Genomic DNA, 14,381 nt, shown 5'->3' on the forward strand with positions numbered 1-14,381 from the left:
GCCGGGCGCCGGGGTGCCGTGAGACGGGGTGCCGGGCCGCTGGGTGCCTTCCGGGGACATGTCACGCGCCCCGGGGTCCCGCAGCGGCGTACCCGGCACCGGGACACCGTGCGGCGGCGTACCGGGCGCAGACACACCCGGTCGCGCCGATCCAGGCGGCGGCGTACCGGGCGCGGAGGTGCCGGGCGCGGGCTGGGCCCGTGGGACGCCGTGTGCGGGCGTCTGCGGGGGCGGCTGGTGGCCGGCGGGCGCGGCGCCCCGGGCGCGGGCCTCGGGCGGTGCGGGCGCCTCCTCGGCGTCAGCGGCCTTGCCTCTGCGGCTATGGCGTCCCACTAGTCACCTTTCGGATCTTCCGGGTTGCCGGAGGAGCTGCCCGCAGCGTCGCGGCCGGACGGCGGCCGCGTCAACCGCGCGCCCTCCTGGACGAGTTCGCGGACGGCGGGTGCGACGATCTCCGGGTATTCCATCATCGCGACATGGCCGGCGTCCGGGAGGGCCAGCAGTCGCGAGTCCCGGAAGGCGGCGACGGCGCGCCGGGCCATCCGGTACGACACGAGCTGGTCCCGTCCGCCGTACACCAGCAGCGTCGGCGCGAGGACCCGTTCCGCCTGCCGCCACAGCGCGTGCTGTCCGCCGAGAGTGTAGGCGTCCACGAGTCCCCGGGCCGAACGGGCGATGGCGTCCCAGAAGTACGGCAGCCGCTGTCGCCGCTGGTACTCCTCGACGGCGGCGGCGAAATCGTCCGCTGTCACGCGCGAGGGGTCGCCGTAGCAGAGCGAGAGCACGTCGGCCGTACGGCGCTCCGGCGGCCAGTCCCGCGTCAGCCTGGCGAACAGTCCGGCCACTCCGGGCACCGCGACCAGCACCGTCGGGACGGTGCCGCGCTGCGGCGGGATCTCCGGAAGGGCGGGCGAGATGAGCGTGAGGGTGCGCACCAGGTCGGGGCGTACGGCCGCCACCCGCGTCGCGACGGAGCCGCCCAGCGAGTTGCCGACCAGGTGGACCGGGCCGCGCGCCGCCGCGTCGAGGTAGCGCACGACCGCTCTGGCGTGCCCGGACACCGAGTAGTCGCCGCTGTCCGGCGGCGGTGAGTCGCCGAAGCCGGGGAGGTCGACCGCCTCGCCGTCCACATCCGCGGCCAGGGCGCGCATCAGGGCCGACCAGTTCTGCGAGGAGCCGCCCAGTCCGTGCACGTACAGCACGGGCTCGCGCGGGCCGCCCGCGCGCTGCCCGGCGGGCGTACCGGAACGTTCGTGCAGAGCCCGCACGGCGAGCGTCAGCCCGGGGAGCCGTACCGTGCGGAGCGTCTCCCCGTCGGCGACCCGGGAGGCCGGGAACGGGGCGCCGGAGCGGGACGGTGCGGTGCGCATCTCCGGCTGTTCGGTCGACGACATGGGGCAATGTTACGAGACGATCACGCACCTCCTCCCGTGTTCACTCTCACAGGCGGGAACGCACGGTCTTGGGAACGGCGTTCCGGCCTCGTACGGTTCTGGTACACCCTGCGGTACGCCGGGCGGTACGCCGCGCCTGCCGGCCGTGCCGCCGGGCCAGGAGTGCACCGCCCGCCAGGGGCTTCTACGCTCGAAGGACTCGAAGGAAGAGCGCTCGCCCCGGAAAGGGGAGCTGACATGTCCGTGGATCCCACCGAGCCCGAGGCCATCGAGGACGCATACGAGGACGAGCCCGACGAGGAGGAGCCGGGCGGGTTCGAGACCCCGCAGGAGGACGCCGCCGAACAGCACACGGATCTGCTGCAGCACCGCGACTCCCCGATGGCCGACCGCGGCCTGACGGAGGCGGACCCGGCCGACGCCGCCGACCAGGCACGCGTGGTGGAACTCAACGACGACGAGTACCGGTGACGGCCGCGCGGGCGCCCCTGCGGCCGCCCGGCAGAGCGCCCGGAACCCGCCGCGGGGGCGTCCCGGCCTGTGAAATTCTCCGCCCGCACCGCACACACTGCTGTTACCGAAAAGTACGATGGCGGCGCAGCGCAATTCGCGCTCAGAACGACAGGGAGGCGGCGTGACAGCCATCGAGCAGACCGAGGCGCGCCCTCGCGGCACGCGTCTGCCCCGCCGGGCCCGACGCAATCAGCTCCTGGGAGCCGCTCAGGAGGTCTTCGTCGCGCAGGGCTATCACGCGGCGGCGATGGACGACATCGCCGACCGTGCCGGCGTCAGCAAACCGGTGCTCTACCAGCACTTCCCGGGCAAGCTGGAGCTCTATCTCGCGCTGCTCGACCAGCACTGCGAGGCGCTGCTCCAGGCCGTGCGCACGGCGCTGGCATCGACCACCGACAACAAGCAGCGGGTCGCGGCGACCATGGACGCCTACTTCGCGTTCGTCGAGGACGAGGGCGGCGCGTTCAGGCTGGTCTTCGAGTCCGACCTGACCAACGAGCCCGCGGTGCGGGAGCGGGTGGACAAGGTGAGCCTGGACTGCGCGCAGGCGGTCAGCGAGGTCATCTCCGAGGACACCAAGCTGCCCACCGAGCAGTCGATGCTGCTCGCCGTCGGCCTGTGCGGCATGGCCCAGATCACCGCGCGGTACTGGCTGGGCGCGGGCCAGAGGATCCCGCGGGACGCGGCGGCCAAGCTGATGGCCTCGCTCTCCTGGCGCGGTATCGCGGGCTTCCCGCTGCAGTGAGGGCCGGCCGGGGCGGCGCGCCGGTGCGCCGCCCGGCGTCCGGTTGTTCGCTCCGGGCGTGGACCACGGTGAACGACTCGTCCGCACGCCGGGCTACTGTTGCTTCCGTACGGCGCGGCTGGCCGCGCACCACGACCCGGACCGTCGGAGGGACATAGCCGTGGAGGTCAAGATCGGCGTGCAGCACGCGCCCCGCGAGATCGTCATCGAGAGCAAGCAGACTCCGGACGAGGTGGAGAGCGCGGTCTCGTCGGCACTGGGCAGCGACTCCTCGGTGCTCGGGCTGGAGGACGAGCACGGCCGCAAGATTCTGGTCCCCGCGGACCGCATCGCGTACGTCGAGATCGGAGAGCCGTCGGGACGCAAGGTCGGCTTCGGCGCGATCTGACGCCCCGACCGGAGCGGAGAGCGGAATCCGCGTGCCGGATATGAAGATCGGAAAACCCCACGGCGGCCCCGGGATTGCTCCCGGGGCCGCCGTTTCAGCTCCTCCTGTGATGGGGAGTACCGGAACGACCGATTTGCACCGTGCTCGAAGCACCGGAGGTGCCTGTGATCTGGGAGGCCATCGGATCGGCGGCGCTCGGCCTGCTGCTGGCCCACGCCGCCACCAGGCGGCTGCCCGGACGGCTCCCGCACCGCGCGCTCGTGCTCTCCACCGGAGCCGTCGCCGCCCTGCTGGGCGGGGTTGTCAGCGCCGTTGTGCTCGGCCCCGGCCGGCTGGCCGTGTCCCTGCTGTGCGCGCTGGCCGTGAGCGCGGCCATACTGTCCCTGCTGCTGCGCGTGGACGCCGAGCCGCGGGCCGGCCGGCAGCCGGTCGTCCGGCCGCTGGGAAGAGTGGGGCCGGCGGGATCCACGGGGCCTGCGGGAGCGGCCGGAACAGCCGGAACGGCCGCCCGTGCGGTGCCCGGCGTCAGGCAGCCATCCCGAGGGCAGCCATCCGCTTCGTATGGGCCTCGGTGATCCGGGAGAACATCTTCCCGACCTCGGCCAGATCGAAGCCGTCGGCGACCCCGCCCACCAGCATGGTCGAGAGCGCGTCCCGCTCCGCGACCACCCGCTGTGCCTGCGAGAGCGCCTCGCCCATGAGCCGCCGGGCCCACAGCGCGAGCCTGCCGCCCACCCGCGGGTCGGCCTCGATCGCGGCGCGCACCTTCTCCACGGCGAAGCTGGAGTGGCCGGAGTCCTCCAGGACGCCCAGCACCAGCCCGCGGGTGTCGGCGTCCAGCCGTGCGGCGACCTCGCGGTAGAAGTCGGAGGCGATGGAGTCCCCGACATACGCCTTGATCAGGCCCTCCAGCCAGTCGGACGGCGCGGTCTGCCGGTGGAAGGCGTCCAGCGCGGCGGCGAACGGCTCCATCGCGGCCGTCGGGTCGGCGTCGATCGCCGAGAGCCGCTCCCGCAGTTGCTCGAAATGATGAAATTCCGCCGAGGCCATGGACGCCAGCTCCGCCTTGTCCGCGAGCGACGGGGCCAGCTTGGCGTCCTCGGCGAGCCGCTCGAAGGCCGCCAGCTCGGCATAGGCCAGCGCGCCCAGCAGGTCGATGACCGCCGCCCGGTAGGTGGGATCGGCGGAGGCGCTCGCCCAGTCCTGGGTGGCGATCCCGGTGGGCGCGGGCTCTCCGGGAGCCGCCACGCGCCCGGCGCGCTCGGCGGGGGTCTTGTCTGACGTCTGCATACTCCGCACCATAGCCCTCGCCGCCTGGTGCGGAAGCCCCCAGCCCCGGGGCCGCGGGGGCCGGTGCGGCGCCCCTGGAGACCGCCCGGGAACTCGTACACAACAATTGCCCCGGTACACATGCGCGGATCCGGGGTACAGTGCTAGTGGGTCCACTGGAACAGGTGGGCTCGACGCATGCAATGCGGATGCCCGGTCGGTGGCCCGATCGGCTCCGACCTGACAGCCCTCTGCCAGGTCCGTGCTCCCCGGCACGGCCCGGCGCTGAGAGGGACCGCTCGCGCGAGTAGGGCGCTTGAGCGAGAGCCAGTGGTCCCGCGCCACGGAGCGGGCCGACGACGGCCGCTTCGGCACGGTTACGACCCTCTCCTCGCTCCGCTGGGCCGCCCAGCGGACAGCGCAGCCGCCCTGGCTCGCGCGTCACACAGAAGAGGCAATCATCCTGTCCACGACGTTCCGAGAGCTCGGGATTCTCCCCGAGACAGCCGAGGCCCTTGAGGCCGTCGGCATCATGACCCCGTTCCCCATCCAGGAGATGACGCTTCCGGTCGCCCTCGCGGGCACCGATGTCATCGGCCAGGCGAAGACCGGCACCGGCAAGACGCTCGGCTTCGGCCTCCCCCTCCTGGAGTCGGTCACCGTCCCCGCGGACGTCGAGCTGGGCCGCGCCGCGCCCGAAGAGCTGACCGACGCCCCCCAGGCGCTGGTCGTCGTCCCCACCCGCGAGCTGTGCCAGCAGGTCACCAACGATCTCCAGACGGCGGGCAAGGTCCGCAATGTCCGGGTGCTGTCGATCTACGGCGGGCGCGCCTACGAGCCCCAGGTCGAAGCCCTCAAGAAGGGCGTCGACGTGGTCGTCGGCACCCCCGGCCGGCTGCTGGACCTGGCGGGCCAGAAGAAGCTGCGGCTCTCTGCCGTCCGCGCCCTCGTGCTGGACGAGGCCGACGAGATGCTCGACCTGGGCTTCCTGCCCGACGTCGAGAAGATCATCGAGATGCTGCCCGCCCGGCGCCAGACGATGCTCTTCTCGGCGACGATGCCGGGCCAGGTGATCTCGCTCGCGCGGCGCTATATGAACCAGCCCACGCACATCCGCGCCGCCGCGCCGGACGACGAGGGCCAGACTGTGGCGAACACCACACAGCACGTCTTCCGCGCCCACTCGATGGACAAGCCGGAGATGGTCTCCCGCATCCTCCAGGCGGAGGGCCGCGGCCTCGCGATGATCTTCTGCCGGACCAAGCGCACGGCGGCGGACGTCGCCGAGCAGCTCTCCCGGCGCGGCTTCGCGGCGGGCGCCGTGCACGGCGACCTCGGCCAGGGGGCGCGCGAGCAGGCGCTGCGCGCGTTCCGCAACGGCAAGGTCGATGTGCTGGTGTGCACGGATGTCGCCGCGCGCGGCATCGACGTGGACGGTGTCACCCATGTGATCAACTACCAGTCGCCGGAGGAGGAGAAGACCTACCTCCACCGCATCGGCCGCACCGGGCGCGCGGGGGCCTCCGGCACCGCCGTCACCCTGGTGGACTGGGACGACATCCCGCGCTGGCAGCTGATCAACAAGGCGCTCGACCTGGACTTCAACGACCCCGACGAGACGTACTCCACCTCCCCGCACCTCTATGCGCAGCTGAACATCCCGGAGAGCGTGAAGGGCACGCTGCCGCGCGCCGAGCGGGTCCGCGCGGGGCTGGAAGCCGAGGAGGTGGAGGACCTCGGCGAGACGGGCGCGTCCCGCTCCCGCGGCGGGCGCCCGGACGCCGGGCGCTCCGAGCGACCGCGGACCAGGGCGCCACGGCAGCGGCGGCGCACCCGCGGTGCCCTCCGCAAGGACACGGACGGCGCACAGGAGCCCGCGGCGGCGGACGGCTCCGGCTCCGCTCCGGCCCCCGCCGAGGGGACCGGCTCCGCACCGGGCGGGTCGGACACCGCAGGAGCGACGGCGCGCAAGCCGCGGCGGCGGCGCCGCACGCGGGCCGGTGCGCCGGTGAGCGCGGCCGCGGCGGAGGCCGAGGGCGCGGCGGCGGAGGGGGCGCCGGCCGCGAAGCCGCGGCGGCGCCGACGCACGCGGTCGAGCGGCTCCCAGCCCACCGAGAGCTGATCCGGGCCCGCGAAGGTCCGGAGCGGGGGCGGCCGCCTGCCGAGCAGGGGCCGCCCCTTGCCGTCCCTGCCGAGCAGGGGCCGCCCTGGCTGTCCGCCGCAGGTCGCGGGTAGCGTCTCCGCACATGAGCAGGCCGCCGTTTCTCGACCTCCCCGCGGGGGCGCGGGCGTACCGCCTGAGCACCGCGCGGGGCGAGTTCGCCGTACAGGAGTGCGGTGCCCCGGAGCGCGGCACCGCCCTCCTCCTGCCCGGCTTCACGGGCAGCAAGGAGGACTTCATCGGGCTGCTGGCGCCGCTCGCCGACGCCGGGTTCCGGGCGGTGGCGGTGGATCCGCGCGGGCAGTACGAGACCGGAGGGCCGGACTCCGAGCAGGCGTACGCCCAGTCGGAGCTGGCCCTGGACGCCCTCGCCCTGGCGGGGGCGCTGACCACGGCCGGCGAGCCCGGCGCGGCCGCCACGGTCCCCGGGTCGCCTCCGCATCTGCTGGGGCACTCGCTGGGCGGCCTCGTCGCCCGTGCCGCCGCGCTGCGCGCCCCGGAGCGCTTCGCCTCGCTCACCCTGATGAGCTGCGGCCCCGCCGCCGTCTCCGCGTCCCAGCAGCAGCGCGTCACGCTGCTGCTGTCCGCGCTGGGCTCGATGAGCATGGAGGCCGTCTGGCAGGCCATGCGGGAGCTGGACCAGTCCCCGGCGGAGGCCGGGCAGGCGCCGTATCCCGACGGGGCCGGTCCGGACGGCCCCGGTGCCCGGGTCCCGCCGGACATCGACGCGTTTCTGCGCCGCCGCTGGCTCGCGAACGTCCCCGCGCAGCTCGTCGCAGGCGGGCGGCAGCTGATCGGCGAGCCGGACCGGACGGACGAGCTGGCGGCTCTCCCGCTGCCCGTCCATGTCGTCTCGGGGAGCGTGGACGACGCCTGGCCGGTGCCGCAGCTCGACGCGATGGCCCTGCGGCTCGGAGCGCGCCGCTCCGCCGTCCCGGGCACCGGTCACTCGCCGAACGCCGAGCGGCCGCGCACGACCGCGGAAGCGCTGACCGCCTTCTGGCGCGAGCTCAGCCCTTGCCCTGGATGAACTGGGTGACGCCGTTCGCGATCTGCTGCACCGCGATGGCCGACAGCAGCATCCCGGACAGCCGGGTGACCAGCACGACCCCGCCGTCCTTGATGATCCGGATGATGACCAGCGAGTAGCGCATCACCAGCCACAGCACCAGATGCATGGCGACGATCGCCGACCAGACCGAGAGCTGACCGCCCCAGCCGTCGGCGTGCTGTACGGCGAGGATGACGGAGACGATGGCGCCGGGCCCCGCCAGCAGCGGCATGCCCAGCGGGACGAGCGCGACGTTGACGTCCTTGGTCTGGGTGGGCTCGTCGTTCTTGCCGGTGAGCAGGTCGAGCGCGACGAGCAGCAGCAGGAGCCCGCCCGCGACCATCAGCGCGGGGACGGAGACATGCAGATAGTCGAGGATCTGCTGGCCGCAGATGCCGAAGACGGTGATGACGCCGAAGGCGACGACGGCGGCCTGCAGCGCCATGGTGCGCTGGGTCTTGACGGGCCGCCCGGAGGTCAGTCCGAGGAAGATGGGCGTGATACCGGGCGGATCCATGATCACAAAAAGCGTGACAAAAACGGACCCGAAGAGGGCGAAGTCGAACACAGTGGTGCCTCGGGAGGTGCAGCGAGGGGCGGTCGGACGGCGGGGTCAGCCCGTGACGGGCCGGGCACCTGAGCCGCGGGCCGCGATCTCGGCGTAGACGTCGGGGTGGGTGGTGAAGTCCCCGAGGCGGACCGCCTTGCGGTCCCCGTGGTAGTCGCTCGACCCGGTGGCGAGCAGGCCCAGCTCGGCGGCGAGGCCGTGCAGCCGGGCGCGGGTGGCGGGGTCGTGGTCGGCGTGGTCGGCCTCCACGCCGTCGAGCCCCGCGGCGGCCAGCCGGGCTATGGCGCTCTCCGGCACAGTCTGGCCGCGCTTGGCGGCGAGCGGGTGGGCGAAGACGGCGACGCCGCCCGCCCCCTTGATCAGCCGCAGCGCGTCGAACGGGTCCAGCTCGTGCTTGGGGACGTACGCGCGTCCGTCGTTCGCGATCCACTCCTCGGTGAAGGCGTCGGAGACCGTCGCGATGACGCCCGCCTCCACCATCGCGGAGGCGATGTGCGGGCGGCCGACGGAGCCGTCCCCCGCGATCTCGGCGACCCGCTCCCAGGTGACCGGCACGCCCAGCTCGCGCAGCTCGGCGACCATGGCACGGGCGCGCGGCACGCGGTCGTCCCGCACCAGCTCGCGCTCGCGGGCCAGTTCCGGCTCCGCGGGGTCGAAGAGGTAGGCCAGCATGTGCAGGCTGACGCCGTCCAGCCGGCAGGAGAGCTCGGCGCCGGGGACGAGGGTGAGCCCGGCGGGGAGGGCGCGCCGGGCCTCGGCGTGCCCGCCGACGGTGTCGTGGTCGGTCAGCGCCACCACGTCCAGCCCCGCTGCCACGGCGTGCCGGACCAGCTCGGCCGGGGAGTCCGTGCCGTCGGAGGCGGTGGAGTGGGTGTGCAGATCGATGCGCACGGCAGGGGGCTCTCTCCGGGGACGGCTACGCACGGGCGTTCCCAGAATAGCCGCCCGGGAGCGCGCTCCACTCCGCCCGGATGCCCGGACACCCCGACGCCCGGACGTCCCGGCGCCCGGACCCGCCGTCAGCCGAGCAGCCGGGGGGAGAGGGCGCCGCAGGGCAGCAGGTCCAGTTCGGCGCCGGCGTCCCGCAGGTCGGTGAGCACCAGCTCGTCGTAGAGCAGCAGCCCGGATTGCTCGGGCCAGACGATCGCCCACAGCCACAGGCCGCGCGCCTCCCCGGCGAACACGGCGCGGTCGTCCGGGGTACCCTCGACGTGCCACAGGGGCGTGGGCCGCCCCGCCGCCAGCACCTTCACGTGCGGCGGCCGGTCGACGCAGATACCGGGCCCCGGGTCGGGGCCCTCGATCCCGGCGAACCGCGCGCCGAGCCCCACCCCCAGCTCCTCGGCGACCAGCAGCAGCTCGCCCGGACCGCCGAGCGGTCCGGGCCCGGAGCAGGCGACGGTGGTGGCGCGCCCCCCGGTTCTGTCGTCGCCCGCGGACGCGACGCCCGTGAACAGCCAGCCCACCGGCAGCGGCCACGGCATCCAGACCGGCACCCGGGCCCGGCCGACGACCACGCCGAGCGCCTCGACGCTGGGCGGGATGACCGGCTGGAGCGGATGCACCGGGCCGTGTGCACCGCACTGCCAGGTGTCGGCGAAGAGGCCGGGTGCCCTGACCCGGCTTCCGCACTTCGGGCAACTGGGATCGCCCCTCATGAGCCTTAACGGTCCTACCAGCCCGCCCCCGCGTCAAGGACGATCACCCGGCCGGAGGCGCCGCGGCACGATATACGTGTAGCTTGCATTATTTAGCTTCGCTAATTTATTGTGTGTAGCTGTCAATGACTTTGGCGGTGCGACACCTGCGACACCTGCGACACAGAGGAGCGACCAGGCATGAGTGGTGATCCGTTCGACGAGGGCGGCGGCAGTATCCTGCGCCAGCCCATGGCCGTGTGGGCGACGGCGGGCGCCTCCGTCGTGGCGTTCATGGGCATCGGACTGGTCGACCCGATCCTCCCCTCGATCGCCAAGGGACTGGACGCGGGCCCGAGCCAGGTCTCCCTGCTGTTCACCTCGTACTTCCTGATCACCGCCGTGGCGATGCTGGTCACCGGCTTCGTCTCCAGCCGGATCGGCGGCCGCAAGACGCTGCTGACGGGGCTCGCGCTGGTCGTCGTCTTCGCGGCGCTCTCCGGCACCTCGGGCTCCGTCGGCGAGCTGGTCGGCTTCCGCGCCGGCTGGGGGCTGGGCAACGCGCTGTTCGTCTCCACCTCGCTGGCCGTGATCGTGGGAGCCGCCGCGGGAGGCAGCGCGGCGGCGATCCTGCTGTACGAGTCGGCGCTCGGCCTCGGCATGGCCTGCGGCCCGCTGCTGGGCGCGGTGCTCGGCGACGCGAGCTGGCGCTTCCCGTTCTTCGGCACGGCCGTGCTGATGGCCATCGGCTTCCTCGCCATCACGGTGCTCCTCAAGGAGCAGCCCAGGCCCGCGCGCAAGACCGGGCTGCTGGACCCCGTCAAGGCGCTCGGGCACGGCGGACTGGCCTCGGCGGCGGCCTCGGCGTTCTTCTACAACTACGCGTTCTTCACGGTGCTGGCGTTCACGCCGTTTGTGCTGGACATGTCGCCGTACCGGTCGGGCGCCGTGTTCTTCGCCTGGGGTGTGCTGCTCGCCGTCTTCTCCGTGCTGGTCGCACCCCGGCTGCAGGAGCGCTTCGGCTCCCTGCGGGTGCTGGGCGGCTCACTGATCCTGATGGCGGCCGACCTGCTGGTGCTCGGCTACGGCGGCCACACCGCCGCCGTCGCCGGCACCGTCGTCTCCGGCGCCTTCATCGGGGTGAACAACACCGTCTACACGGAGCTGGCCCTGGGGGTCTCGGACGCGCCGCGCCCGGTGGCGAGCGCGGGCTACAACTTCGTCCGCTGGTTCGCCGCCGCGGCGGCGCCGTACCTGGCGCCGAAGATCGAGGAGTGGACCGACGTCCACATCCCGTTCGTGGTCGCGGCCGGTGCGGCGCTGGTGGGCGCCGCGATCGTGGGCGTACGCCGGCGGGCCCTGGCGACGGAGGCCGAGGAACTCCTCGAAGAGCGGACCCTCAGCCCGGCGCCCGCACGCTGAGGCGCCCGGCTCCGCGGCGCCCGGCTCCGCAGCGTCCTGCTGCGGCGGCACGCTACAGCGGCACGCTGCCGCGCTGCAGAGCCCGCAGGTCCGTACCGTGCTGGAGCCAGCGCTGCTCCAGGGCCTCGGCCCCGTGCACCCGCTTCCACGCCGCCTCGTTGGGGGTCATCGGCAGCAGCGGGAAGAAGCGGACCGGCTCCCTGGGCGGGTCCAGGGGCAGGTCCTCCACCAGCCCGCCGGGACGGCCCACCAGGACGGAGGTGAAGGGCGCGGCGGGCCACAGCGGTTCACCGGTGTCCAGGGCGCTGCCGGGCGCCACCACGACCCCCTCGACCTGGGGCGAAGCGGCGAGTACGGCGAGCGGGCGCAGCACCTTGTCGGTGTCGGCCCCGTCGGCGCGCAGGGAGAGGACGAGCTCGGCCCGCGGACCGCGCTCCGGGTCGGCCAGCGCCTGGGCCGGATCGGTCATCGGCGCCGCGGACATCCCCCGGGTGGCGTACCGGACCACGGACGAGGCGGCGTCCGGGAAGCGCAGCACCTCGATCCGCTCGGTGCCCAGGAAGGTCACCGAGGCGCGGGCGTCGGGCTCGCCCAGCGCGGCGCGGAGCCGGTCTTCGACGAGCGTGAGAACGTCTGCCATCCCGCGAGCATAGATCGCGTAAGAACACGGCAAAGAGGCACCTGGATCGACCGAATCCGGCAAGTGGGCGGTTCGCCCAGTGCTACCGTTGACTGCTGGTCAAGGTGTGTTGAGATCATCCCCCACGGGGGCCCGGCCGGAGGAGGTGGGACTGGCATGGATCCGAGTCGACCGTGTAGTACCAACCGCTCTTCCGATCCGGCAGCGTCCCCACGCCTGAGGCCCTGAATCCCCACGGGCCGCGCGGTGAAACCTCCTCGGGGGGTTTTTCCGTCTCAGGGTGCGCACGACGGAAGGGCGCCTGAGCTTCGCTTGATCCGTCTGTCAGCGAATGCCGTCGCCGCGGCCGCCCCGCGCGCGGTGCCCGCTTTGCGGACCTCCGGCCATCCGTGCCCGACAGCACGGCCGTAGGCCCCCGTTCCGGGCAGCGTTGCGTGCCCCTCGGCCGACACCGGCGGCATGGCACGGCACCGTGAAGGAGCCCCAATGTCGATGATCCGAGAGCTGCGCGCGGCCGTGCGCCCCGCGCTCCGCAGGGACCCCCGCGCCCGGTACGACTCCGCCGGCGCCGTGGAGGCCGCCTGCAGCGCCGTGGTGGACTGCGCCGTCTACCGCGAGGGGCGCCGTACGCGCGAGCAGCTGGACCCCGCCCAGGCCCTGCGCAGGGTCCGCGCGGCGGAAGGCGGCGGACGCCGGGACTTCGTCTGGATCGGCCTGCACGAGCCGACGGAGGAGGAGTTCTCCGGTATCGCGCAGGAGTACGGACTGCACCCGCTCGCCGTCGAGGACGCGGTACACGCGCACCAGCGGCCGAAGCTGGAGCGGTACGACGAGAGCATGTTCACCGTCTTCAAGACGATCCACTACGTGGAGCACGCCGAACTCACCGCCAGCAGCGAGGTGGTGGAGACCGGCGAGGTCATGTGCTTCACCGGCAGGGACTACATCATCACCGTCCGGCACGGCGGCCAGGGCTCGCTGCGCGCGCTGCGCCACCGGCTGGAGGACGACCCGGAGCTGCTGTCCAAGGGCCCGTCCGCCGTGCTGCACGCCATCGCCGACCAGACGGTGGACGGCTATCTCGCGGTCGTCGACGCCGTCCAGGACGACATCGACGAGGTCGAGATCGATGTGTTCTCCGCGCGCGGGGGAGGAGGCACCGGCCGCCGGGGCGGCGACGCCGGGCGCATCTACCAGCTCAAGCGGGAGGTGCTGGAGTTCAAACGGGCCGTCACCCCGCTGCTGCGGCCCATGCAGCAGCTCAGCGAGCGGCCGCTGCGGCTGATCGACCCGGACATCCAGAAGTACTTCCGGGACGTCGCCGACCACCTCAACCGGGTCAACGAGCAGGTGCTCGGCTTCGACGACCTGCTCAACTCCATCCTCCAGGCCAACCTCGCGCAGGCCACCGTCGCGCAGAACGAGGACATGCGGAAGATCACCGCCTGGGCGGCGATCTTCGCGGTGCCCACGATGATCGCGGGAATCTACGGCATGAACTTCGAGTACATGCCGGAGCTGAAGTGGAAGTACGGCTACCCCGCGGTGCTCGCCCTGATCGTCGGCATCTGCTACACGATCCACCGGGGCTTCAAACGCAACGACTGGCTGTAACCTGCCGTCATGACGACGCGGACGCCGGAGACCCCGCTCGACCGGGCGCTGGTCGAGGAGGCCACCAAGAAGTCGGGGCTCATCTGGGTGCGCGGGCCGCAGGGCCCGGCGCGGGCGCTGTGGCACGTCTGGCACGAGGGGGCGGCACACGTCGTCGGTGCAGCCGATGCCGCCGATGCAGCCGGTGCAGCCGGTGCCGTGCCGGGCGGCGGTGAGCAGCCGCTGGAGGGGCTGGCGCTCTCCGACGGCGGCACGGCCACGGTGACCGTGCGCAGCAAGGACAAGGGCGGACGGCTGGTGACGTGGCCCGCACACGTGCGAGAGCTCGCGCCCGGCAGCACGGAGTGGGAGGCGGCGGCCGCCGAGCTGAAGGGCAAGCGGCTGAACGCACCCGACGCCGAGACCGTCACCGAGCGCTGGGCCCGCGAGTGCCGGGTGCTCCGCCTGGAGCCGGCGGGGCCGGTACGGGAGAAGCCCGGGGCGATGCCCGACGCCTCGCACGCGGCGCCGCCGCTGCCCAGCGGGGCGGTGACGCGGCGGCCGATGCCCGCGGGAGTGCCCCGCCTGCTGTTCCGGCGCCGCCGCCGCTCGGCGTAGGCCGGTCCGGGGTGCCCGGCGTCGTTCCGCCGGCCTCTTCGGGGGCTGGGCAGGGGCTGCCCCTTGCTGCGCGTCGCAGGGTGCGAGCGCGCTGTGGCTGCTCGCGCAGTTCCCCGCGCCCCTGCGGGGCGCTTCAGGGGCGCGGGGAACTGCGCGACCGGCCACAACCCAGCCGCAGACCGCAGGACACGGGCAGGGGCAGCCCGGACCCGGCTGCCCCGACAGAGGGCAACCATGATCCGCCGGACAACACACCTAGTGTCCTGAGTCGGAGATTCGTCGTTGGTCTGGTGTGAGTCGTCCTGGACCGAAGATCCCGCCTGTTGTGCTGACTGATGCTGAGCGGGAGATGTTGCAATCATGGGTGCGTCGTCGTTCGAGT

The 14,381-nt window shown here is 73.3% G+C and carries 15 protein-coding genes; 9 read left to right on the forward strand and 6 right to left on the reverse strand.

Translation table 11 applies throughout. From position 1 onward, the window contains the following. Nucleotides 1–332: 332 nt before the first annotated feature. Nucleotides 333–1,394, reverse strand: a complete 1,062-nt coding sequence (locus G5C65_RS17055; RefSeq protein WP_165299706.1) for an alpha/beta fold hydrolase — start codon at nucleotides 1,392–1,394, stop codon at nucleotides 333–335. Between the two features lie 237 nt (nucleotides 1,395–1,631). On the opposite strand from G5C65_RS17055, the gene G5C65_RS17060 reads away from it, so the two are divergent. The 4 genes from G5C65_RS17060 to G5C65_RS40465 all read left to right on the forward strand — a co-directional run bounded on the left by G5C65_RS17060 (nucleotide 1,632) and on the right by G5C65_RS40465 (nucleotide 3,615). Beyond that, entirely contained in the window at nucleotides 1,632–1,865 is a 234-nt protein-coding gene (locus tag G5C65_RS17060; protein WP_165299707.1) for a hypothetical protein, read from the forward strand. A gap of 163 nt (nucleotides 1,866–2,028) precedes the next feature. Further along, nucleotides 2,029–2,652, forward strand: coding sequence for a TetR family transcriptional regulator (locus G5C65_RS17065; protein ID WP_165299708.1), 624 nt, complete (start codon nucleotides 2,029–2,031; stop codon nucleotides 2,650–2,652). A gap of 160 nt (nucleotides 2,653–2,812) precedes the next feature. Next, nucleotides 2,813–3,040 carry a DUF3107 family protein gene (locus G5C65_RS17070; protein WP_165299718.1) on the forward strand — a complete coding sequence of 76 codons (228 nt, stop codon included), beginning with the start codon at nucleotides 2,813–2,815 and terminating at the stop codon, nucleotides 3,038–3,040. A 140-nt stretch (nucleotides 3,041–3,180) separates the two neighbouring features. Next, complete coding sequence (locus tag G5C65_RS40465) at nucleotides 3,181–3,615, forward strand: hypothetical protein (RefSeq protein WP_338146474.1); 435 nt, start codon at nucleotides 3,181–3,183, stop codon at nucleotides 3,613–3,615. On the opposite strand, the gene G5C65_RS17080 is transcribed toward G5C65_RS40465, so the two are convergent. Beyond that, nucleotides 3,566–4,330, reverse strand: coding sequence for a ferritin-like fold-containing protein (locus tag G5C65_RS17080; protein ID WP_165299709.1), 765 nt, complete (start codon nucleotides 4,328–4,330; stop codon nucleotides 3,566–3,568). The genes G5C65_RS40465 and G5C65_RS17080 overlap by 50 nt on opposite strands. Before the next feature lie 436 nt (nucleotides 4,331–4,766). Here G5C65_RS17080 and G5C65_RS17085 point away from each other — a divergent pair, with 436 nt between their 5' ends. Together G5C65_RS17085 and G5C65_RS17090 are read left to right on the forward strand one after the other, a co-directional pair. After that, nucleotides 4,767–6,431: a DEAD/DEAH box helicase gene (locus G5C65_RS17085; RefSeq protein ID WP_165299720.1), complete on the forward strand. Its 1,665-nt coding sequence runs from the start codon at nucleotides 4,767–4,769 to the stop codon at nucleotides 6,429–6,431. Nucleotides 6,432–6,555: 124 nt separating this feature from the next. Beyond that, nucleotides 6,556–7,500, forward strand: a complete 945-nt coding sequence (locus G5C65_RS17090) for an alpha/beta fold hydrolase (protein ID WP_165299710.1) — start codon at nucleotides 6,556–6,558, stop codon at nucleotides 7,498–7,500. Here G5C65_RS17090 and G5C65_RS17095 read toward each other — a convergent pair. The 3 genes from G5C65_RS17095 to G5C65_RS17105 all read right to left on the reverse strand — a co-directional run bounded on the left by G5C65_RS17095 (nucleotide 7,481) and on the right by G5C65_RS17105 (nucleotide 9,747). Then, entirely contained in the window at nucleotides 7,481–8,089 is a 609-nt protein-coding gene (locus G5C65_RS17095) for a MarC family protein (protein ID WP_165299711.1), read from the reverse strand. The two genes, G5C65_RS17090 and G5C65_RS17095, sit on opposite strands and share 20 nt — an antisense overlap. A gap of 45 nt (nucleotides 8,090–8,134) precedes the next feature. Next, nucleotides 8,135–8,980 carry a PHP domain-containing protein gene (locus tag G5C65_RS17100; RefSeq protein ID WP_165299712.1) on the reverse strand — a complete coding sequence of 282 codons (846 nt, stop codon included), beginning with the start codon at nucleotides 8,978–8,980 and terminating at the stop codon, nucleotides 8,135–8,137. Between the two features lie 128 nt (nucleotides 8,981–9,108). After that, nucleotides 9,109–9,747, reverse strand: a complete 639-nt coding sequence (locus G5C65_RS17105) for a DUF6758 family protein (RefSeq protein ID WP_165299713.1) — start codon at nucleotides 9,745–9,747, stop codon at nucleotides 9,109–9,111. A 180-nt stretch (nucleotides 9,748–9,927) separates the two neighbouring features. On the opposite strand from G5C65_RS17105, the gene G5C65_RS17110 reads away from it, so the two are divergent. Further along, on the forward strand, nucleotides 9,928–11,148 hold the full coding sequence (locus tag G5C65_RS17110; RefSeq protein ID WP_165299714.1) for an MFS transporter: 1,221 nt from the start codon (nucleotides 9,928–9,930) through the stop codon (nucleotides 11,146–11,148). Nucleotides 11,149–11,200: 52 nt separating this feature from the next. Here G5C65_RS17110 and G5C65_RS17115 read toward each other — a convergent pair whose 3' ends face one another. Then, nucleotides 11,201–11,788, reverse strand: coding sequence for a suppressor of fused domain protein (locus G5C65_RS17115; RefSeq protein WP_165299715.1), 588 nt, complete (start codon nucleotides 11,786–11,788; stop codon nucleotides 11,201–11,203). Between the two features lie 486 nt (nucleotides 11,789–12,274). Between G5C65_RS17115 and G5C65_RS17120 the strand changes: the two genes are divergently transcribed. Together G5C65_RS17120 and G5C65_RS17125 are read left to right on the forward strand one after the other, a co-directional pair. After that, nucleotides 12,275–13,402: a magnesium and cobalt transport protein CorA gene (locus G5C65_RS17120; RefSeq protein WP_165299716.1), complete on the forward strand. Its 1,128-nt coding sequence runs from the start codon at nucleotides 12,275–12,277 to the stop codon at nucleotides 13,400–13,402. A gap of 9 nt (nucleotides 13,403–13,411) precedes the next feature. Further along, nucleotides 13,412–13,999 (forward strand): hypothetical protein, encoded by a 588-nt coding sequence (locus G5C65_RS17125; protein WP_165299717.1) that lies wholly within the window; start codon nucleotides 13,412–13,414, stop codon nucleotides 13,997–13,999. Nucleotides 14,000–14,381: the final 382 nt, after the last annotated feature.

Origin of the sequence: Streptomyces boncukensis (assembly GCF_011045075.1) — a bacterium.
Lineage (GTDB): Bacteria > Actinomycetota > Actinomycetes > Streptomycetales > Streptomycetaceae > Streptomyces > Streptomyces boncukensis.